15 protein-coding genes are annotated in these 19,653 nt (G+C 71.6%); 8 read left to right on the forward strand and 7 right to left on the reverse strand.

The annotated features are described in order from the left end of the window. Positions 1–16 precede the first annotated feature (16 nt). Together ACFZBU_RS17085 and ACFZBU_RS17090 are read right to left on the reverse strand one after the other, a co-directional pair. Positions 17–883, reverse strand: a complete 867-nt coding sequence (locus tag ACFZBU_RS17085; protein ID WP_391584390.1) for an SAM-dependent methyltransferase — start codon at positions 881–883, stop codon at positions 17–19. A 331-nt stretch (positions 884–1,214) separates the two neighbouring features. Continuing rightward, complete coding sequence (locus ACFZBU_RS17090) at positions 1,215–1,607, reverse strand: DUF2267 domain-containing protein (protein WP_391584391.1); 393 nt, start codon at positions 1,605–1,607, stop codon at positions 1,215–1,217. Positions 1,608–2,695: 1,088 nt separating this feature from the next. On the opposite strand from ACFZBU_RS17090, the gene ACFZBU_RS17095 reads away from it, so the two are divergent. Further along, on the forward strand, positions 2,696–4,132 hold the full coding sequence (locus tag ACFZBU_RS17095; protein WP_391584392.1) for a hypothetical protein: 1,437 nt from the start codon (positions 2,696–2,698) through the stop codon (positions 4,130–4,132). Positions 4,133–4,170: 38 nt separating this feature from the next. Next, positions 4,171–6,183: a phosphocholine-specific phospholipase C gene (locus tag ACFZBU_RS17100; protein WP_391584393.1), complete on the forward strand. Its 2,013-nt coding sequence runs from the start codon at positions 4,171–4,173 to the stop codon at positions 6,181–6,183. A gap of 99 nt (positions 6,184–6,282) precedes the next feature. On the opposite strand, the gene glgX is transcribed toward ACFZBU_RS17100, so the two are convergent. Together glgX and ACFZBU_RS17110 are read right to left on the reverse strand one after the other, a co-directional pair. After that, complete coding sequence (gene glgX / locus ACFZBU_RS17105) at positions 6,283–8,403, reverse strand: glycogen debranching protein GlgX (protein ID WP_391584394.1); 2,121 nt, start codon at positions 8,401–8,403, stop codon at positions 6,283–6,285. 144 nt (positions 8,404–8,547) lie between these two features. Next, on the reverse strand, positions 8,548–9,336 hold the full coding sequence (locus ACFZBU_RS17110) for a rhomboid-like protein (protein WP_391584395.1): 789 nt from the start codon (positions 9,334–9,336) through the stop codon (positions 8,548–8,550). Positions 9,337–9,607: 271 nt separating this feature from the next. Between ACFZBU_RS17110 and ACFZBU_RS17115 the strand changes: the two genes are divergently transcribed. Further along, positions 9,608–11,815 carry an MMPL family transporter gene (locus tag ACFZBU_RS17115; protein WP_391584396.1) on the forward strand — a complete coding sequence of 736 codons (2,208 nt, stop codon included), beginning with the start codon at positions 9,608–9,610 and terminating at the stop codon, positions 11,813–11,815. Positions 11,816–11,917: 102 nt separating this feature from the next. Here the strand turns inward: ACFZBU_RS17115 and ACFZBU_RS17120 are convergent, their stop codons facing one another. Beyond that, positions 11,918–12,439, reverse strand: coding sequence for a type II toxin-antitoxin system RatA family toxin (locus ACFZBU_RS17120; RefSeq protein ID WP_391584397.1), 522 nt, complete (start codon positions 12,437–12,439; stop codon positions 11,918–11,920). 230 nt (positions 12,440–12,669) lie between these two features. On the opposite strand from ACFZBU_RS17120, the gene ACFZBU_RS17125 reads away from it, so the two are divergent. Genes ACFZBU_RS17125 through ACFZBU_RS17135 form a run of 3 tightly spaced genes read left to right on the forward strand, consistent with a single transcriptional unit; the run spans position 12,670 to position 14,670 of the window. Then, entirely contained in the window at positions 12,670–12,861 is a 192-nt protein-coding gene (locus ACFZBU_RS17125; RefSeq protein ID WP_355541728.1) for a hypothetical protein, read from the forward strand. Beyond that, positions 12,854–13,831, forward strand: a complete 978-nt coding sequence (locus tag ACFZBU_RS17130; protein ID WP_391584398.1) for a hypothetical protein — start codon at positions 12,854–12,856, stop codon at positions 13,829–13,831. The genes ACFZBU_RS17125 and ACFZBU_RS17130 overlap by 8 nt, the downstream gene beginning before the upstream one ends. 2 nt (positions 13,832–13,833) lie before the next feature. Then, positions 13,834–14,670, forward strand: coding sequence for a phosphotransferase (locus ACFZBU_RS17135; protein ID WP_391584399.1), 837 nt, complete (start codon positions 13,834–13,836; stop codon positions 14,668–14,670). 212 nt (positions 14,671–14,882) lie between these two features. Here ACFZBU_RS17135 and ACFZBU_RS17140 read toward each other — a convergent pair whose 3' ends face one another. Together ACFZBU_RS17140 and ACFZBU_RS17145 are read right to left on the reverse strand one after the other, a co-directional pair. Next, complete coding sequence (locus ACFZBU_RS17140; RefSeq protein WP_391584400.1) at positions 14,883–16,016, reverse strand: GDSL-type esterase/lipase family protein; 1,134 nt, start codon at positions 16,014–16,016, stop codon at positions 14,883–14,885. Between the two features lie 62 nt (positions 16,017–16,078). Then, positions 16,079–17,551 (reverse strand): MFS transporter, encoded by a 1,473-nt coding sequence (locus ACFZBU_RS17145; protein ID WP_391584401.1) that lies wholly within the window; start codon positions 17,549–17,551, stop codon positions 16,079–16,081. Positions 17,552–17,694: 143 nt separating this feature from the next. On the opposite strand from ACFZBU_RS17145, the gene ACFZBU_RS17150 reads away from it, so the two are divergent. Continuing rightward, entirely contained in the window at positions 17,695–18,384 is a 690-nt protein-coding gene (locus tag ACFZBU_RS17150; protein WP_391584402.1) for a TetR/AcrR family transcriptional regulator, read from the forward strand. Between the two features lie 165 nt (positions 18,385–18,549). Then, positions 18,550–19,635: a hydrogenase expression protein HypE gene (locus ACFZBU_RS17155; protein ID WP_391584403.1), complete on the forward strand. Its 1,086-nt coding sequence runs from the start codon at positions 18,550–18,552 to the stop codon at positions 19,633–19,635. The last annotated feature ends 18 nt before the right edge of the window (positions 19,636–19,653 follow it).

Below are 19,653 nucleotides of genomic sequence, written 5' to 3' on the forward strand. Positions count from 1 at the left end.
GGCCGACTCAGCCGACTCAGCGCAGGATGCCGAGGCCGCCGTAACCCCACACGTTCTCCACGGAGTCCAGGGGATCCTCGGGCTCGCCGTCCGGGTTCCAGTGCGGGCGGATGCCGGGCGGTTCGACCAGTTCGAAGCCGTCGAAGAAGGCCAGCACGCGGTCGTAGTCGCGCATGGTCATCTCGGCGGAGGCGTTCTTCCAACCGGCGGCTCCCGCGCGGCCGCGGGCGGGGTCGGCGTCCGAGGAGGCGTGCGAGAGGATGAGCATGCTGCCCGGGGCGAGGGCGTCGCGCAGTGTCGCGACGATCCCGGTCGGGTTCTCGTCATCCTTGATGAAGTGCAGGATGGCGACCAGCATCACCGCGACCGGCTCGGCGAAGTCGATCACCTCCAGCACCTCGGGCGCGGTCAGGATGGCCTTCGGGTCGCGCAGGTCGGCCTGGGTGAAGGTGGTTCGTCCCGGGCCGGCATCGCTCGTCAGGGCCCGACCGTGGACGAGGACGATCGGGTCGTTGTCCACGTAGGCCACCCGCGCGTCCGGCGCGACCTGGTGGGCCGCCTCGTGGGTGTTCCCGCCGGTGGGGATGCCGGTCCCGATGTCCAGGAACTGGCGGATGCCGCGCCGCGCGGCGTATCGCACGGCGCGCTGGAGGAAGAGTCGGTTGAGCCGGAGCGTGGTGGGCAGATCCGGCATCGCGGCCAGGATGTGCTCGGCCGCCGCGCGGTCCACGGCGAAGTTGCTCTTGCCGCCCAGCAGATAGTCGTAGATCCGCGCGGTGTGCGCGATGCTCGTGTCGATCCGGGGCGGGACGGACGCCGCCTCCACCTCGTCCAGACGCGGCAGCCGCCAGGCGTCCTCGTCGCTGTTCGATATCGACGTCACGGGCTCACCCTTCGGACCGGCACTTCCACGGACCCGCCGAGACTACTGCGACAGGCGGCAGTTCGGGCCGGCACGCGACGAATGCTGCGCCGTGCCGCCGCGGCCGGGCGGATCGACGCCGGGCCGGCCGCCGACGGTGTGGCTCCGGTTCCGACTGTGCGGCGGTTCCGATCGTTGGCCGGCCCTGATCCGGGGCGGGCGCGGGCCCTCGCGGGGTCGGCTGCGCATGGCCCGGGCCGGTGTCGCCCATCGGTCACCCCGCCGGGGCCACGCGGGACCGGGCCCGCGTCGCTGTTCCGTCACCCCGCCGCCTTTCCCCGCTCGGGCGGGGTCAGCGTCGTGGGCGGCCGAAGAGGACGTCGTAGCCCGGCGGCAGTTGTAGGAGCAGGCGGTTCATCAGGTCGTCGTCGGTGGCGTCGGCGACGACGCTGAGAACCGCTCCGACGTCCCACTTGGCGGTCTCGTCGGTGGCGCCCTCGATCCACGCGCCGGTGGCCCGGACGAACCGGTCCGCGCTGAGCGGTTCGTGCGCGGGGAGCGGATTGAGCAGAACCAGGGCGCACGCCTCGGGGAGCCGGGCGGCCAGTTCGGCGCCTTCGCCGCCGACCAGGTGTGCACCCAGGAGGGCGAGCACGACGCGGACGGCGCGTTCCGCCTCCTCGGGTGAGGAGTATTCGCCCCGCTCCTGGACTGCCGCGAGGAAGGATTCCCATCGCATCGGCATCTGTATCGGCCCTTCTTCCGTCTTCCGTCGGAGGCGATCGGGGTGGGCTCGGGCGGGGCCGCCTCGATCGGAGGGCGGGCGGCGGGCCGATTCGACAATCGGGACGGCAGCCGCGGGACGCCGGTTCGGCGAGCCGCGCCGACCTCTGCACCGGCGAGGGCCCGTCGCGGCACGATGCCGCGCGCTTTTCGACCACGCGCGCCATTTTCCGGGGCCACGGAGCGGGCCTGTGCGCATGAGGTGCTCCCCACCTTATAACTCTCCAGAGGAGACTTGACAAGCCGAGGCTCAGGGCGAGCGGGCTCGTCCGGGCGACATCCGCGCCGACGGCATCGCGGGATCGGGTCGCCGCGGCCCGGACGGGCCCGGGCCCGTCGCCTTCCCGGGGCGGCTCGGAACGCACGAGGGGGTGCGGTGGTGGTGGGCCGGCCGGGACGTGCGACCTTGCCGGCCGCCGGCTGCCCGAGTGGCACGGGCCCGCCGGCGCCGCTCATCCCGAGGGTCGCGGTCCAGGCGGTGGCAGTGGCGTCAGGGGCACGGGCGTCATGACCACGTGGGTTCGAGTCGTCGCCCTGTGTGCCGGCGCCGACTGCCGTGCAAGCCGAGCGGGAGGCGGCCTCGCCACCGGGCGCCGGGCGCCCGAGCGGTAGGCGCCGGTCGTGGTGATCGCCTCGCGTACATCCACTGCGACCGGCGGATGACGCCGGCACGGAATGCGCGCTCGGTCCGTCGGGTTCGTCGCCGTCGCCGTCGCCGTCGCCGTCGTCGCCGCCTCCCGCCGAGTCGATCGTGGCCGCCCGCACCTGTAGTCGGGGGCTTCGTCCTGGGGCCGCCGGCTCTTCCCGTGAAGCTTTCCCGCCGGAGCGCGTGCGTTCACGCTCCGGCCATCGGGTGCCGGCCTACTGAGCCGAGTTGTACAGACAACTCGACTTCCGCCTGGAGCATTTCCGTGCCCGCCTCCCGTGGCCGCAGTACCCCGATCGCCGTCGGCCCCGCCCCGGTCACGATCCCGGGCCCCGAGTCCGCCCCTGTCCGCCGCGATGCCGTCATGTGCACCTTCACTCCTGCTCCGGAAAGGAATTGACGATATGTCAGGGAGTTCGCTCACTCTTCTGCGTCCCACCGTGCCGAAGGAGGGTGATCAGCTGACCTTTCGGTTCGCCACCGACGCACCGCACGCGAAGAACTGGGTGGGGGTGTACGACGGGGCTCGACAGCCGGGCAACGGGGGATCGTTGGCCTGGAAGTACGTCACCACCGCCGAGGGCGAGGTGACCATCGAGACGCAGGGACTCACGGACGGCCCCTACACCGCCTACCTGCTGGCCAAGGACGGCTACGGAATCCTCGCGCAGACCGCGCCGTTCGGCTTCGCGGCGCGGCCGGTGCCGCCTCGGCCCCGGTTCGCGGTGGACACCGTCACCGGCGCGGCGGTCACGCCGGGGGAGAGCGCCACCGTGCGCCTGGCCGGGCTGTGGACCGCGTCGAACGGGCAACAGTCCGGCCAGGGCGTCACCTTCCGTGCCCGAGCCGGCGACGGTTGGCTCGGTGTCGGTGCCGACGGCGTCGTCACCGCCCAGGCCCCGCGTGGCGGTGCGCGCCGGCCGGGCGTGCTCACCGTCGAGGGCCGGGACGGCGCGACCGGCGCCACGTCGCAGCTCACCGTGCAGGTGCCGGTCCGGCGCAACGCGCGCAGCGCCACGCTCAAGGTCGCCGGCCTCGACGCCTGGGATGCGGGCAGGCACGTGGACGGCGCGGTGACCAAGGTGTTGCGGCTCGCGCTGACCCGGGATCTGGACGTGCTGGCGTTGCAGGACACCGGCGGCACCCTGGGCAAGTCGGTGGCCGAGGCGCTGGGTTGGGCGGTGTACGAGGACCCGGCCGGACTTGCGCTGATCAGTCGACACCCGCTCACCGACCCGCGCCCCGCGAACGCCGAGCTGCCGGCGGTCGCGGCCACCGTGCGGGCGCCCGGGGTACGGGCCGTCCGGGTGTGGACCGCGCGCCTGGACGAGGGGGACTACGGGCCGATCGGGATTCGCCGGGGCCGTACGCCCGCGCAGGCAGAGGCGGCCGAACTGGCGAGCCTGCGCTACCGCCAGGCCCAGACCCTGGTCACGGCGATGGCGCCCGACCTGCACGCGGCCCGGGACACCCCGGTGCTGCTCGCCGGCGCCCTCGCCTCGCCCTCGCACCTGGACTGGACCGCCCGCACCGCCGGTGTCCACGGGACGTCCGGGCCGGTGCGCTGGCCGGTCACCCGATTGCTCGAACAGGCCCGACTGGTCGACGTGTTCCGCGAGCGCCACCACGATCCGGCCCGCGAGCCCGGCAACACCTGGTCGCCGGTGGACCCGTCCCAGCCGCAGGACCGGATCGACGCACTGCACACCGCCGGACCGCTATCCGCCGAGGAGGCGCACAACCTGGTCACCGGCTGGCCCAAGCCGATCCCGGGCACCGCCGGCAACGGCTGGCCCAGCGACCACGCCGCCGCCGTCGCCACCTTCACGCTGCGCGCCTGACTTCGCGTCACCTCCCCTCACCGAAAGGTCGGTTCGTCATGACCGAGTTCAGCCGCCGCTCCTTCGTGGGCGCCTCCGCCGCCGTCGGCGCGGCCGGCGCGGTGGGCCTCACCGCGAGCCCCGCGCTCGCGGACCAGGCGCCGGACCCCGCCGCGGACGCCGCACGCCGGCCGAAGCCCGGCAGTATCAAGGACGTTCGGCACGTGGTGATCCTGATGCAGGAGAACCGCAGCTTCGACCACTACTTCGGCACCCTCGCGGGCGTGCGCGGCTTCGCCGACCGCCAGGGCCTGGTGCTGCCGGGCGGCGACGACGTGTTCCGCCAGCCGCACCCCGGCCGCACCGACGGCGGCTACCTGCTGCCGTACCGGATGGACTCCACGAAGTACAACGCGCAGAACGCCGGCGGCCTCCCGCACGACTGGAGCACCGGTCACACCGCGGTCAACAACGGCGCACAGAACCGCTGGGTCGCGGCCAAGGGCGAACGCTCGATGGGCTACTTCACCCGCGAGGACATCCCGTACCAGTACGCCCTCGCCGACGCGTTCACCGTGTGTGACGCCTACTTCACCTCGCTCAACGGCCCCACCGACCCGAACCGGCTCTACCTGTGGTCGGGCACCGCCGGGCCCGGCCGGGACGGCACCACCGGTCCGTGGATCGACAACACCCCCGTCACCGACAACCCGGTCGCCGACTGGACCACCTACGCCGAGCGGCTGTCCGCCGCCGGGGTGAGCTGGCGCGTGTACCACAACCCGAGCAAGGACGAACGCTACGGCGACTACGACGACAACGGCCTGTCCTACTTCAAGCAGTTCCACAACTTCCCCAAGGACGATCCGCGTTACGTCAACGCGATGACCAAGTGGGACCTGACCGCCTTCGACGCGCACTGCAAGGACGGCACGCTGCCCACCGTCTCCTGGCTCGTCGCGCCCTATCTGTTCAGCGAACACCCGGACGCCGGACCCAACTACGGTGCGCACTGGGTGAACACCGCGATGCAATCGATGTTCGCCAACCCCGAGGTGTGGAAGCACACCGTGTTCCTGCTGATGTACGACGAGAACGACGGCTACTTCGACCACGTGGTGCCGCCGATGCCCGAGCCGGGCACCCCCGAGGAGTTCGTCGGCGGCCGGCCGATCGGCCTCGGCACGCGCGTACCGCTGTGGATCGCCTCGCCGTGGAGTCGTGGTGGGCACGTCAACTCCCAGGTGGCCGACCACACTTCGGTGCTGCGCTTGCTGGAGACGGTGACCGGGGTGAACGAACCCAACATCTCCGCGTGGCGTCGCGCGGTCTGCGGCGACCTCACCTCGTGCTTCGACTTCGCCCGACCCGACTACACGATCCCGGCCCTGCCCGACACCAACGCGCTGATCGCCAAGGCGGATGCGGCCAAGGCGCTGCCCGGCGTCAAGCTGCCCGCGACCGGCGCCCAGCAGATACCCATCCAGGAACCCGGCTACCGGCCGCACCGGCCGCTGCCCTACCGTCCCTGGGCGGATGTCACCGTCGACCGCAAGACCGGCCGGGTGCAGTGCACGCTGACCAACGAGGGCACGGTGACCTACCACTTCACCGTGTTCCCCAACATCGTGCTCCCGTTCGCGGGCACCCCGTTCACCGTCGCGCCGGGCGAGAGCGCGACCTACGTCTGGGAGGCCGCCGGCACCGACGGCGCCTACGACTTCAGCGTGCACGGCGCGGACGGCTTCGTCCGGCGATTCGCCGGGATCGTGGTCCGTGATCCGCAGCGCGACGTCGCGGTCCCCTCGGTCCGGGCCACACTGAGCGGCCGCCGGCCCGACGCGGCCCGGGTGGAGCTTCGGCTGGCCAACGAGGGCGACACCGACGTGCGCTTCACCATCACGCCGAACGACTTCGGCGGAACCGCTCGCGAGCAGTGGGTCGGCGCCCGGGACCGGGACACCGTGACCTGGCCGACCGATCCGCACGGCCGGTACGACGTCACGGTCGCGGCGGCGGACGGGTTCACCCGCCGCTACGCCGGCACGGTCCACCCCTCGAACCGGGACTGATCGGCGCACGGCCCGCGGTGCCCGGCCCCGGATTCCGGGCGGCCGGGCACCGCGGGCCGCGCTCACTGCGGCCGCGGCGAGGCGGTGCGGCTCCGGTGCTCACTCGGGCCGGCGGCGCCGGATCAGCACCAGGGCACTGTGTGCCTCGACCGACCGGACGCTGCCGGCCTTGACCTCCACCTCGTCGGCGCCGTCCGGGTCGGCGGTGTCCACGGCGACGTGCCAGATGTCGCCGTGGTCGTGCAGGACCGGGATGCGGACGTTCACGCCCTCGTAGTGGGCGTTGAGCACGAACAGAAACGAGTCGTCGACGATCGGGCCGCCTCGGGAGTCCCGTTCGGAGATGGCGTCCCCGTTGAGGAAGACCACGACGGAGCGGGCGTCGGGTCGATCCCAGTCCTTCGCGGTCATCTCCGTGCCGTCCGGGCGGAACCACAGCAGGTCGGCCGGGCCGTCCGCGCCGTCGCCGCGAAAGAAGCGCCGGCGGCGCAGCACGGGGTGTTCGGCGCGGAGCCGGACCAGGCCGCGGGTGAATTCCAGGAGATCCTGTCGGGCCGGGTCGGTGACGGCCCGGGCCCAGTCCATCCACGCGATCTCGTTGTCCTGGCAGTACACGTTGTTGTTGCCGTGCTGGGTGCGGCCGAGTTCGTCGCCGTGCGAGAGCATCGGCACGCCCTGCGCGACGAACAGGGTCGTGAGCAGGTTGCGCTGCCGACGCTCGCGCAGCGCGCGTACGCCCGGGTCGTCGGTGTCGCCCTCGGCGCCGGAGTTCCACGAGCGGTTGTCGTCGGCGCCGTCGCGACCCTGCTCGCCGTTGGCCTCGTTGTGCTTGGTGTTGTAGGACACCAGGTCGCGCAGGGTGAAGCCGTCGTGCGCGGTGACGAAGTTGACGCCCGCGAGGGGCCTGCGGTGCTCGCTCGTGTACAGGTCGGCGGAACCGGTCAGGCGCACCGCGAACTCGGGCAGCACGCCGTCCGTACCGCGCCAGAAGTCGCGTACACAGTCCCGGAACTTGCCGTTCCACTCGCTCCACAGCGGCGGGAAGTTGCCGACCTGGTAGCCGCCCTCGCCCAGATCCCACGGCTCGGCGATCAGTTTGACCCGGCTGACCACCGGATCCTGCTGGACCAGGTCGAAGAACGCGGAGAGCCGGTCCACCTCGTGGAACTGCCGGGCCAGGGTGGCCGCCAGATCGAAGCGGAAGCCGTCCACGTGCATCTCGGTGACCCAGTGGCGCAGCGAGTCCATGATCAGCTGGAGCACGTTGGGGTGCCGCATCAGCAGACTGTTCCCGGTGCCGGTGGTGTCGTAGTAGTGCGCCGGATCGTCGTCCACGAGGCGGTAGTACGAGGCGTTGTCGATGCCGCGGAAGGAGAGCGTGGGCCCCAACTCGTTGCCCTCCGCGGTGTGGTTGTAGACCACGTCGAGGATGACCTCGATCCCGGCCGCGTGCAGGGCCTTGACCATCGCCTTGAACTCGGTGACCTGTTCGCCGCGGCTCCCGGAGGACGAATAGGCGTTGTGCGGGGCGAGGAAGCCGATGGTGTTGTAGCCCCAGTAGTTCGACAACCCTCGGCCGATCAACAATCCGTCCTGGACGAACTGGTGCACCGGCATGAGCTCGATCGCGGTGACGCCGAGTGCGGTCAGGTGCTCGATCACGGCGGGATGGGCGAGGCCGGCGTAGGTGCCGCGCCGGTGCTCGGGGACGGCGGGATGGGTGCGGGTCATGCCCTTGACGTGCGCCTCGTAGATCACCGTCTCGTGGTAAGGACGATTCGGGCTGCGGTCGTCGCCCCAGTCGAAGGTCGAGTCGGTCACCACCGACAACATGGTGTGGCCCAGGTTGTCCGAGGTGTTCCGCTGGTCCCGCGCCTCGGGACGGTAGTCGAGCAGCGACGGGTGGCCGTCGGTGTTGCCGTCGATCGCCTTGGCGTAGGGGTCGATCAGGATCTTCGCCGGATTGCAGCGGTGCCCCCGGTCGGGATCGTGCGGTCCGTACACGCGGTACCCGTAGCGTGTGCCCGGCCCGACGCCGGGCAGGTAGCCGTGCCACACGAAGCCGTCCACCTCGGGCAGCGGCACCCGCTGCTCGGTGCCGTCGTCGCCGATCAGCGCGACCTCGACGCGTTCGGCGACCTCGGAGAACACCGCGAAGTTGGTGCCCGAGCCGTCGAAGGTGGCGCCGAGGGGATGGGAGCTGCCATTCCATGCCTGCATGAAGCGACATTAACCGGTCATATCGGGCAAGAATCCGATCGTCGACCCGGCGCAGTGGCGTGTCTCGTCGCGAACCGGGCCGATGCGTGTCGCACCCGGCCGATACGCCACGCGCGAAGGAACGGCCGGTGCGGACGGGGCCGCTCAGCGCCCGTGCGGGAAACCGCCGGACGGCTTGGAGGCGGGAGCCGCCTCGACCGGGTCGGCGGCGGGGAAGGGGCTTCCGGCCGGCCCCGCGGGCTGCCGCGCGGACTCGGGCGGCACGCTCCGGGGGCGTACCGTACGCCACCACGCACCGGAGTCCCACTTCGGCCGGCTGCGGGTGAACGGCAGGCAACACAGCCCGATCAGCACCGCGCTCAGGTGTCCGGTCGCGGTGAAGTCCCGATGCACGAACATCGGCAGGCCGACGTACAGGGCCAGGCCCGCCAGATAGGGCCACAACCACGGTCCGGCGATGCGGTGGCAGAGCAGCCCCGCGACGGCCATGTACCCGTAGCTGGGGCCGACGTCCAGCTGAAAGCGCGCGCTCGGGGCCGCCGTCCCGGCGTGGACCTGCGCCAGGACGATCGCCTGGCTGATGCACGTGGCGCCCACGTGCCCGAGTGCGGCGACGGCCAGCCACCGCCGAGTCCCGATCCACCGCTCGGCGACCGCGCACAGCACGGTGAACATGACCGTGAACTTGAACAGGTGCAAACCCTGGTCCCACGCGGCGCTGGTCACCAGCACCCGCAGCGGCGCGGTGTCGAGGTTGTGCAGGTTCGTGCTCTGTCCGCGGAGGAAGGCGATGCGCTCGTCGGCGGTCAGCCGGATGTACTGATCGGCTGTCGTCACATAGAGGATCAGCAGCCAGAGATAGGTACCGGGGGCCGAGACCATCCAGTCGCGGACTGCGCCGAGGGCTCGCCGGGTCGAATCCTGGCGGGGCACGGGCAATGGTCTTCCCATCGGGAGGCAGAGGTTCGCCCCGATACAACCACGAACAACCGGCCGGCCGAACCCGGGGCCCGCGCACAGGTCCTGCCGGGGATTCGTCGGTTCGGCGGGGGTCTCGGCGGATTCACCGGCGCGTCGTCGGGGGCTTTGCTGCGGCAAAGTGCGCAAAATGGGCGGGATTGCGATGTGTCGGTGTGATCGCGGGGCGTCGCGTGACGGTCCGTGAAGGGGTTACGGCCGGTCGGTCGGTGCGGAGGGAAGCGGCTTGTCCACCTATCTGTTCCGGCTGGGGAAGTGGGCGTTTCGGCGTCGGCGGCTCGTGTTGGCCATCTGGCTTGCCCTGGCCGTGGGCGCGGTGGTTCTTGCCACGGTGAGTGGCGGCAAGACCAATGACACCTTCACGATCCCCGGGACCGAGGCACAACGCACGACGGACCTGCTGCAGGACAAGCTGCCTGCGCTCGGCGGCGGCCAGACACAGGTGGTGTTCGCCGGGAAGGGCACGGCCAAGGTCACCGACCAGGGCCCTCGGGCCGGTATCGAGGCGGCGATCGCGCAGTTGCGGACCGTACCGCAAGTGGCCTCCGTGTCCGACCCGTTCACCGATCAGGGCGTGGCGCCCGACGCGCAGGTCGCGCTCGGCTGGGTCCAGTACACCGCGCAGCCGGCCGACGTCGAGGACGCCACCCTGGACAAGCTCCGGGACGCGGTGGCGCCGGCCCGGCAGGCCGGGGTGCAAGTCGAGTACTCGGGCAGTGTGTACCCGGGCTGGCGGATCACCCCCTCCGAGCTGCCGGAGGTGCTCGGTCTGGTGATCGCGCTGATCATCCTGCTGATCACGTTCGGCGCGATCGTGGCCGCCGGCGTGCCGATCGTCACCGCGATCATCGGCGTCGTGATCGCCCTGATGGGTGTGACCGCGCTCGCGTCGGTGGTGAACATCGCGTCGGCGTCCACGACGGTGGCGCTCATGCTCGGGTTGTCCTGCGGCATCGACTACGGGCTCTTCATCCTGTTCAGGCACCGCAACAATCTGATCTCCGGCATGGCGGTGGAGGAGTCCGCAGCCCTGGCCCTGGGCACCGCCGGCAGTTCGGTGGTCTTCGCCGGGCTCACCGTGATCATCGCCCTGTGCGGGCTGGCCGTGGTGGGCATCCCGTTCCTGACCCTGATGGGCCTGTGCGCCGCCGCGGCGGTGGCGGTCGCGTTGTTGATCGCGCTCACCCTGCTGCCCGCGATCCTGGGCTTCGCCGGTCCCAAGGTTGCCTCGTTCATCGACACGCGGCTGCGCCCCGGCCATCACGAGGAGGTGGCCCGGATCACCGCGACCGAACCGGCCCGGACCTTCGGCGCGGCCTGGGCACGCTTCGTGGTGCGCCACCGGATTCCGGTGCTGGTCCTCGGCATCGGTCTGTTGCTCGTACTGGCGATCCCGGCGACGAGCATGGAGCTGGGCCTGCCCAGCGCCTCCTCCCAGCCCGAGTCTTCGACCCAGCGCAAGGCGTACGACCTGACCGCGGCGAGTTTCGGACCCGGGTTCAACGGACCCCTCCTGGTGGTCGCCGACGGGCCGGTGAATCAGGCCGGCATGCAGAATCTGGTGATCGCGCTCAAGCAGCAGCCGGACGTGGCCACGGCGGGCCCGCTCGCCGTGAACGATCAGGTCGCCGTGGTCCGGGTGATTCCCACCACCGGGCCCGACTCCGGCACCACCGCCGACCTGGTGCACCACATCCGCGACAACCGTGCGGCGATCGAGGCGGGCGTCGGCGCGCCGATCCTGGTCGGTGGCAGCACCGCGTCCAACATCGACGTGTCCGCCAAGCTCTCCGCCGCGCTTCCGGTGTTCCTGGCCGTGGTGATCGGGCTGGCGTTCGTGCTGCTCACCTTCGCGTTCCGGACCATCCTGGTGCCGATCAAGTCGATCATCGGCTTCCTGCTGTCGGTCGCGGCGGCGCTCGGCGCCCTGGTCGCGATGTTCCAATGGGGCTGGGGCGAGCACATCTTCGACGTCACCCCGACCGAGACGATCAGCTTCCTGCCGATCCTGATGCTCGCGATCATCTTCGGACTGTCCAGCGACTACGAGGTGTTCGTCGTCTCCCGGATCAAGGAGGACTTCTCCACCACCGGCGATGCACGCGGTGCGGTCGCGCGCGGCACCGGGCTGTCCGCCCGCGTGGTGACGGCGGCGGCGCTGATCATGTTCGCGATCTTCGTGGCATTCATGTTCACCGACGACCCGACCATCAAGACGATCGGCTTCGGCTTCGCGGTCGGTGTCTTCCTGGACGCCTTCGTGGTCCGGCTGACCCTGGTCCCGGCGACGATGGCGATCATCCGCGCGAGGCTCTGGTACCACCCCCAGTGGTTCGCCGAGTACGTCCCGGACCCGGACATCGAGGGCAAACACCTGGAGGAGCGCCTGACCGGCGGCACACCCGGCGGCAGCGGCGGCACGAGAGCGCGCTGACGCGCGGGGTGCCGGGTCTCGGTGTCGCCCGGCCTTGCGTCGCGCGGTCTTCGGCCGGCGGCGCCCGCCCTGCTCGGCCCGAGCGACTCGGCCCCGCCGCGCTCAGTCCCGCGCCGCTCCGTCGCCCGCCGGCGGGGGCACGTCGCCGCCACGGATCGCGGCCAGGACGATCGGGTCGGAACACGCACGCGCGAAGCGGGCGATGCGGTGCTCGATCTCACGCCGGAGTACGAGCGTCCCGATGCGCTCGGCGACCGGCGCCAACCAGCGCGGACGACAGCCGAAGTTGTAGCGCCACACCGCCCGGGTGCGACCCGGCTCGCCCGGGACCGGGGTGAACCGCCAACCGCCGCCCATCTTCGCGAAGAACCACGACCCCTCGACCATCCGCATGCCCACGTTGGTCGGCGGCTGGTAGGAGACGTACTCGCTGATCATCCGAAAGCCGACCCGATGAATGGTGAGCGTGCGCACACCCTTGCCCGGCTCGGTGGCACCGTCCAGGAAGCGCTGCCCGCGGATGAACGGATCCCACCGCCTGCGCACCGCGCCGGTCGTCTGCGACACCGCGAACGCCGTCGCCGGGTCGACGGGTACCTCGACCGACGCTTCCACCAGGGGCATGCCGGCCATCCTGTCAGGTCGGCCCGATCCGCGTCCGACCCGGTCCGGGACGGATCCGGGGGACCCTTCGCGGCGGTCGCATCGCGTTCGGAGCGACCGTCTCGGGCGAAGCGGGAGGGGGTCGGCCGCCTCTTTTTGCCAAGCAGATGCAACTGATGTGCCCCATCCGGGCGTTGATGAAGGTGACGCACCGTTTCGGGTTCGTCGGACACCCACAGTCAGGAGAGGTCATGCCCGGTCCCTTGATTCTCGGCCGCAGGGCCCCCGTCCCCACCCGAGGTGCGCCCGCACTGCCCCGGCACCACTACGATCCCGACTTGTGCGTCAACGTCACCCCGGGCGGAACGCTGCTGATCCACGCGGTCGACTCCGGCACCTACACCGGAACGCAGGAACCCAGGGGATACAAGAAGGATGACTGATCACGACGCGAGCGTCGTGATCGTGGCCACCGAGGAGGACCTGACCGCCGACATGGTGGCGGCGCACCTCCTCGGCGGCCCCGTGGCCCTGCTCCGGCTGGACCCGGGCCGCCTGCGCGAACGCCCGCTGGTCACGGGTCGGTTCGCCGGTGGGCGCTGGCACACCGTGCTGGCCTCGGGGCGGGCGACGGTGACCCTGGACGAGCGCTGTGCGGTCTACTGGCGCAAGCCCACCCGGCCGGACACCCTGGCCACCGCCGAGGAGCGCTGGCGTGCGGACGAGAACACCACCGCACTGCTGGGCCTGTTGCGCGCCCACCCGCTGAAGGTGTGGATCGACGACCCCACCGTCGTGGCGGCCTCACTGCACAAGCCCACCCAACTGGCGACCGCCGCGCGCAACGGTTTCGCGGTGCCCGACACGCTGTTCACCAGCGATCCGCACGCCGCCCGGGCGTTCATCGCCACACACCGGGACAAGGTCGTGGTCAAGGCGCTCACCCAGCGGCACACCACCTTCATCCCGACCACCCGCATCCACCTCACGGACGACCTGGCGGGCATCGCCGGCACTCTGCACTACCTGCAAGCCCTGGTCGAGGACCGACTGTTCGACGCCCGGGTGACGGTCGTGGACGATCGGGTGTTCGCCGCCGCGATCAGGACCGACGGCGCGCTCGACTGGCGGGCCGTTCCGCGGGAGGCGGCCGAGTACCGGGCGATCGACCCGCCGGCGGAGATCGCGAGGGCATGCGTGGAGCACGTGCGCGACCTGGGGTTGGTCTACGCCGCACTGGACTTCGTGGTCACCTCGGCCGGCTGGACCTACCTGGAGACCAACTGCGTGGGCGAGTTCGGCTGGATCGAGAGTGCGACCGGCCTGCCGATCTCGGCGCAACTCGCCCGAATTCTCTCCCGGGGACCGGCCCGGCGCAGGACGATCTTGTCCTGCGCGTCCGGGAGAATGTGACGATGGATCCGCTGCTCGCCGCCGCGTTGGAGACTCTCGGCATCGCCGACCGGCCACGCCCGCTGACCTCGCATCACACCCACGCCTGGCGGGCGGGCGGGTGGCGGATCAAGACCGCGGAGGGGCCGGCCGACGCCGTCTCGCTGCACCACGAGGCCCGTGCGTTGACCATACTTCGCGAACAGGGCCTGTATCCGGTCGGCGGCACACACGGACACGTCGGCGACGGCGTGTGGACGGCGGTGGAGTGGCGTCAGGGGGTGACCCTGTGGCGCTGGTGCGAATCGGCCCGCCGTACCGGTCCCGGCCCCGCGGACCGATTGCCCGCGCTGGCCCGGCGGGCGTTCGCGGCGCTGGCGCGGCTGCACGCGGTGGGCTGGCACCACGGGGACATCCAGCCGATGAACATCCTGGTCACCCCGGGCGACGGGATCGAGTTCATCGACCACGACCTGACCCATCATCGGGATCTGCTTCCGCTGCCGCTTCCCTATCGGGGCGGGATGGACCTGACCACGGCCCCCGAGGTCGCCCGGCAACTCCTGGACACCGGGCCCGGACACCACGTGAGCCTCACCGACGCCGCCGAGGTGTACAGCCTGGGCGCCTCGTTCCGGGCGGCGTGGACCGGCAGCGCGCCGGCGACGGACCGGGCGATCGGGGGGCGGATCGGCGCCGCCGACATCCTGGAGGACATCGCCACCGGCCGGCATCGCCCCCCGCTGGCCGCCGTGCGCCCGTGGCCGGACCCCGACCTGGAGGCACTGCTGGAAGCGACGATGTCCCTGGACCCGAGGGACCGGGCCGCGGTGAGCCCGGCGGCGCCGTATCGCTGCTGAACGGCACGGCGAGTGCCCGGCGTTCGCCGCCGGGAAACACGCGACGGGCGCCCGCCGCCGCGTCGCGGGACGCGAGGGTCGGGCGCCCGTCGGGCCGTGTGGGGTGGATACCTGCCGTCCCGCCACGGAAGGTGAGGGCCGAGTTCCCGTCGGGTGCCCGGAGCCGTGTCCGGGACGACCCGGTGCCCGCTCCGACGGGTCCGGTGGTGCCGTCACAGTCGCAGGTACGACAGGTCCACGGCCTCGGCCATCGCCCGTGCGCCCGCGTCGTTGAGGTGCAGGTGGTCGCCGCTGTCCAGGTCGGGCCGGATGCGATCCGGCTCGTCGGGGTCCTGAACCGCCGCCGCGACGTCCACGACCGCGTCGAAGACCGCCGCGGTGCGGATCCAGTCGTTGACCCGACGGCGGATCACCCGCCCCTGCGCGCTGTCGATGCCGGGATAGATGGTGCCGGCGTAGGGGCCCATGGTCATCCCGATGCCGGTCAGCCCCGCCGCCCTGGCCCGAGCGGCCAGCGTGGTGAATCCGGCGATCAGATCCTCCGCCGTGGCCGGTGGTTCGCCGGACATGCCCGGCAGGCCCAGGTCGTTGAGGCCGAAGTGGAAGAGCACGTGGGTGGCCCCGGGCACGGTGAGCACGTCGCGGTCGAAGCGGGCGAGACCGCGCAGGCCGACCTCGTCGGTCAGCAATCGGTTGCCGCCGATACCCTGGTTGACCACCCAACCCCGGTGCAGTCGCCGGTTCAACTGGTCGGGAAAGCGCAGGTTGGCACCGGTGGAGGTGCCCCCGCCCTCGAACCAGGAGTCGCCGAACGCCACGGCGATCGCGGTGCCTTCGGGAGCCAGTACGTCCACTCCGGCGACGAAGTAGCGGTTGTCCGCCTCCTCCGCGCCCACGAAGCTCGCCGAGACGGCGTTGCCCGGTAGCACGTAGGCGAGTTGCGACGGGGTGGCGGAGTAGGTGGCGAGGCCGGTGTCCCCGGGCAGGTACAGGGTCAGCGCCAGGTCGGTCCCGGCCTGCACGGCCAACTCCACCGGGTCGCTCCGGCGGTATCCGCCGACGGGGATGGTCACCTCGGCCGCGCCGCCGAAGCGCAGCACGGTGTCCGTCGCGGGGTCGATCGTGCCCTCGCCGGTGCCGACGGCCACCCGGGCGGCGCCGATGACGAGCGGTTCCTTGCCGTATTCGTTGCTGAGCAGCACCCGCAGCGTGGTACCGCCGCCGTCCAGGTGCAGGATCTGCCGCACCGTCTGGTCGCGGAAGCCCCGCGAGGGCTGGATCAGGATGCTCTCGTTCGGGTCGAGCACGGCGGAGCGGAAGCCCGCGACCCAGGTCGTCGTGGTCATGATCGGTGAACTCCTTCGATGGGTGGAGCGGTGGTTCGGGTGGGGTGGCGGCACGGTCGGGCTCAGACCCGGACGGGTCGCGGATGGGGCGTACGGCGGGCCCGCAGGCTCACCGCGGCGAGCGCGGCGAGGGCGAACAGCGCCGCCGCGGCCCGGAAGGCGAACGTGTAGCCGTCGGTGGCCGCCTGTTCGGGGGAGGGGCCGGTGCCGGTGTGCGCGTCGGCGAGCGAGGCGAACAGGGCCATGCCGACGGTGGGGCCGAGCAGCATCGTGGTGTTGAACGCGCCGCCGGCGAGCGCGGCCTGGGCGGGCGGTACGCCGCGGGTGGCGGCGACCACCGCCGCTGCGGCGGTCAGGCCGATGCCGATCGGCAGGGTGAGCATGCCCGCGAGCGGTGCTCCCGGGTAGGCCGCGTCCGGGCCGATCCGGGAGAACAGCAGGAAGGCGCCGGCCATCGTGACCAGCCCCAGTGCGGCCGTCCACCGCACGCCCAGCCGGGCCACGATCGGCACACTGCCGGCGCTGACCGCGATCAGCATCAGCGTGTACGGGACGAAGCCCATCGCCGAGCGCAGCGCGGACCACTCCAGCACCCGCTGGAAGTACAGCGACATCAAGAACGCGGCCGTCGACCCGGCGATCGGCGCGAGCATGCCTGTGGCGAGCGCGGCCACGCGTCGACGGGAGGCGAGGAACGGCAGCGGCACGAGCGGCGCCGCGACCCGGTTCTCGGCCACGCCGAAGGCCGCCAGCAGCAGCAGCCCCACGACCAGCGGCAGCAGTACCTCCGGGGCGAGCCAGCCGTGGGTGCCCACTGCAACCAGCCCCAGGCTGAGCACCGCGACGCCGCCGGTGACCAGAGCGGCGCCGAGTACGTCCACCCGGCCGGGGACCCGGGCCGGGCCGGACGGCAGATGGCGGCCGGCGAGCACGGCGACGGCGAGGCCGACCAGCGCGAGCACCGCGAACGACCATCGCCAGGACGCCCAGGTCGCGGTCGCGCCGCCGAGTTGCATGCCCAGCGCCGCACCGACCCCGGAGAGCCCGCCCCACGCGGCCATCGCCCGCCGACGGGCGGCATCGGCCGGGAACACGTCACCGACCAGCGCCATCGCGGCCGGTGCGGCGAGTGCGGCGCCGGCGCCCTGGGCGAGTCGGGCCGCGATCAGCCATCCACCGCCCGGTACGAGGGCGCCGGCCAGGGACGCGGCGGCGAACACCGCGGTGCCGATCCGGAAGCCGGCCCGCCGTCCGCGCAGGTCGGCCACCCGGCCACCGAGCAGCAGTAGGCCGCTGAACGCCAGGGTGTACGCGGCGCCGGCCCAGATCAGGCCCGATGCGCCGAGGTCGAGGTCGGCGGCGATGTCGGGCCCCGCGGCCGAGGTGATGGTGACCGACGTGTTGAGGATCGCCTGCACCGCGGCGAGCAGCGCGAATGCCGCCCCCGGTCGCGCCGAGCGCACGGCCTGCTCGTGCGTCTTGTGCTCCATGTGCTGTATGTCCGCAATGCGTTTCAGGTGCTTCGAGCGCTTCATGTGCTGATCCCCTCCCGGAAAAGGCCCGCTTCGATGGCCAAACCATACAGTGCAGTTCAGTTGAACTCAACAGTGCAGTTCGGATGAACTCACCGGTTCGGTTCACCTTGGTTAGACTGCGCTCGACGAACGGAGACACGACTGTGTGGGCAGCGGAGCAGACCCCCAAGCGCATCCCTTCCGGCGACCGCGCGGCGCGCAAGCGCAAGGCGATCCTGGAGGCGGCCACGCAGGCCTTCCTGCGCGAGGGCTACCAGGTGGGCATGGACACCATCGCCGCCGAGGCGGGCGTCGCGAAGGTGACCGTCTACAACCACTTCGGCAGCAAGGAAGCCCTGTTCACGGCCATCGTCGGCGAGATCCTGGACCGGGCGCTCGCCGAGTCCACCCGCCTGATCGAGGAGCGGCTGGGCTCCTCGACGGACGTGCGGGCCGACCTGACGGCGATCTGCGAGGCGTGGGTGGCGGGGCATGCCACGCCGGAGGTGCTCACCCTGCACAACGTGGTGATGGGCTCGATGCCGCGGCTGCCGGACCTGGGGCGCACCTGGCGCGAGCTGGGACCGGACCGCTTCCACGTGGTGGTCCGCACGGCGCTCGCGGAACTCGTCGAGCGCGGCGAACTCGCGATCGACGACGTGCCGTTGGCTGCGATCCAACTCTCCGGCCTGGTCCTGATGCCGCACATCGCCTACGGCTCGTCGGGTGCGGTCCCCGACGCCGATCTGACCCGGCGGCTGATCACGGGCGGTGTGGACATGTTCCTGGCCCGCTACGGCCCGGCAGCCGCCGCGACCCCCACCCGGGTCGCGCCCGCACCGCCGGCCTCCTGACGCGGACCGGTGCCGCGGCGGCCGGCCGGTCTCGGCGCCGCCGCGGAATCGGCGTGTCGCGACTCGCCCGGATGGCCCGGGTGTGAGGCGCGTCACGTGGTGGACTGATAGGAAGGTTCAGGAGTCCGTTATGTCTGACTCATAACCTTTCGAGGAGGCGTCGTCATGCGCGCCACGTCCGAGAACACCGCCGAGAGTGCGACCGCCGCCACGCCGGCCGACTCACCGTCCCCGATCCATATCCTGTGGATCAATGCCGGTCTGAGCTGCGACGGCGACTCCGTCGCCCTGACCGCCGCGATGCAGCCGTCGATCGAGGAGATCGTCACCGGCGCGCTGCCCGGACTGCCCCCGATCGCCGTGCACTGGCCGCTGATCGATTTCGAGTGCGGCCCGGTCGGGGGCGCGGACACCTTCATCGAATGGTTCTTCAAGGCCGAACGCGGCGAACTCGACCCCTTCGTCCTGGTGATCGAGGGATCCATCCCGAACGAGTCGATCAAGCCCGAGGGTTACTGGTGCGGATTCGGCGACGACCCCACCACCGGCCAACCGATCACCACGAGCGAATGGCTGGACCGGCTCGCGCCCAAGGCCACCGGCGTGGTGGCGATCGGCACGTGCGCCACGTACGGCGGCATCCACGCGATGGCCGGCAACCCGACCGGCGCCATGGGCGTGCCCGACTACCTGGGCTGGGACTGGACCTCCAAGGCGGGCCTGCCGATCGTCTGCGTGCCCGGGTGCCCCATCCAGCCGGACAACTTCGCCGAGACGCTGACCTACCTGCTCTACCAGCTCGCCGGGTCCGCGCCGATGATCCCGTTGGACGACAAACTGCGCCCGACCTGGCTGTTCGGCGCCACCGTGCACGAGGGCTGCGACCGCGGCGGCTACTACGAACAGGGCCAGTTCGCCGACGAGTACGGCTCGCCGCTGTGCCTGGTGAAGCTGGGCTGCTGGGGTCCGGTGGTCAAGTGCAACGTGCCCAAGCGCGGTTGGATCAACGGCGTCGGCGGTTGTCCGAACGTCGGCGGGATCTGCATCGCCTGCACGATGCCCGGCTTCCCGGACAAGTTCATGCCGTTCATGGACGAACCGCCCGGCAGCAAGGTCTCCGCGACCGCCAGCGGCGCGTACGGCCTGCTGATCCGCAAACTGCGCTCGATCACCGCGCAGACCGTGGACAAGGAACCCAAGTGGCGCCACTCCGACCGCAAGCTGACCACCGGCTACCGCCCGCCCTGGTGAGCCGCGCGCAGTCCTCGA

The sequence above is a fragment of the Embleya sp. NPDC008237 genome (genome assembly GCF_042956465.1).
GTDB lineage: Bacteria > Actinomycetota > Actinomycetes > Streptomycetales > Streptomycetaceae > Embleya.

Excerpts from the sequence above, each read along its gene's own strand:
- ACFZBU_RS17090 (WP_391584391.1), bottom strand. The coding sequence starts at position 1,607 with ATGCCGATGCGATGGGAATCCTTCCTCGCGGCAGTCCAGGAGCGGGGC.
- ACFZBU_RS17095 (WP_391584392.1), top strand. The coding sequence starts at position 2,696 with ATGTCAGGGAGTTCGCTCACTCTTCTGCGTCCCACCGTGCCGAAGGAG.
- ACFZBU_RS17100 (WP_391584393.1), top strand. The coding sequence starts at position 4,171 with ATGACCGAGTTCAGCCGCCGCTCCTTCGTGGGCGCCTCCGCCGCCGTC.
- glgX (WP_391584394.1), bottom strand. The coding sequence starts at position 8,403 with ATGCAGGCATGGAATGGCAGCTCCCATCCCCTCGGCGCCACCTTCGAC.
- ACFZBU_RS17120 (WP_391584397.1), bottom strand. The coding sequence starts at position 12,439 with ATGCCCCTGGTGGAAGCGTCGGTCGAGGTACCCGTCGACCCGGCGACG.
- ACFZBU_RS17125 (WP_355541728.1), top strand. The coding sequence starts at position 12,670 with ATGCCCGGTCCCTTGATTCTCGGCCGCAGGGCCCCCGTCCCCACCCGA.
- ACFZBU_RS17130 (WP_391584398.1), top strand. The coding sequence starts at position 12,854 with ATGACTGATCACGACGCGAGCGTCGTGATCGTGGCCACCGAGGAGGAC.
- ACFZBU_RS17135 (WP_391584399.1), top strand. The coding sequence starts at position 13,834 with ATGGATCCGCTGCTCGCCGCCGCGTTGGAGACTCTCGGCATCGCCGAC.
- ACFZBU_RS17140 (WP_391584400.1), bottom strand. The coding sequence starts at position 16,016 with ATGACCACGACGACCTGGGTCGCGGGCTTCCGCTCCGCCGTGCTCGAC.
- ACFZBU_RS17145 (WP_391584401.1), bottom strand. The coding sequence starts at position 17,551 with ATGAAGCGCTCGAAGCACCTGAAACGCATTGCGGACATACAGCACATG.
- ACFZBU_RS17155 (WP_391584403.1), top strand. The coding sequence starts at position 18,550 with ATGCGCGCCACGTCCGAGAACACCGCCGAGAGTGCGACCGCCGCCACG.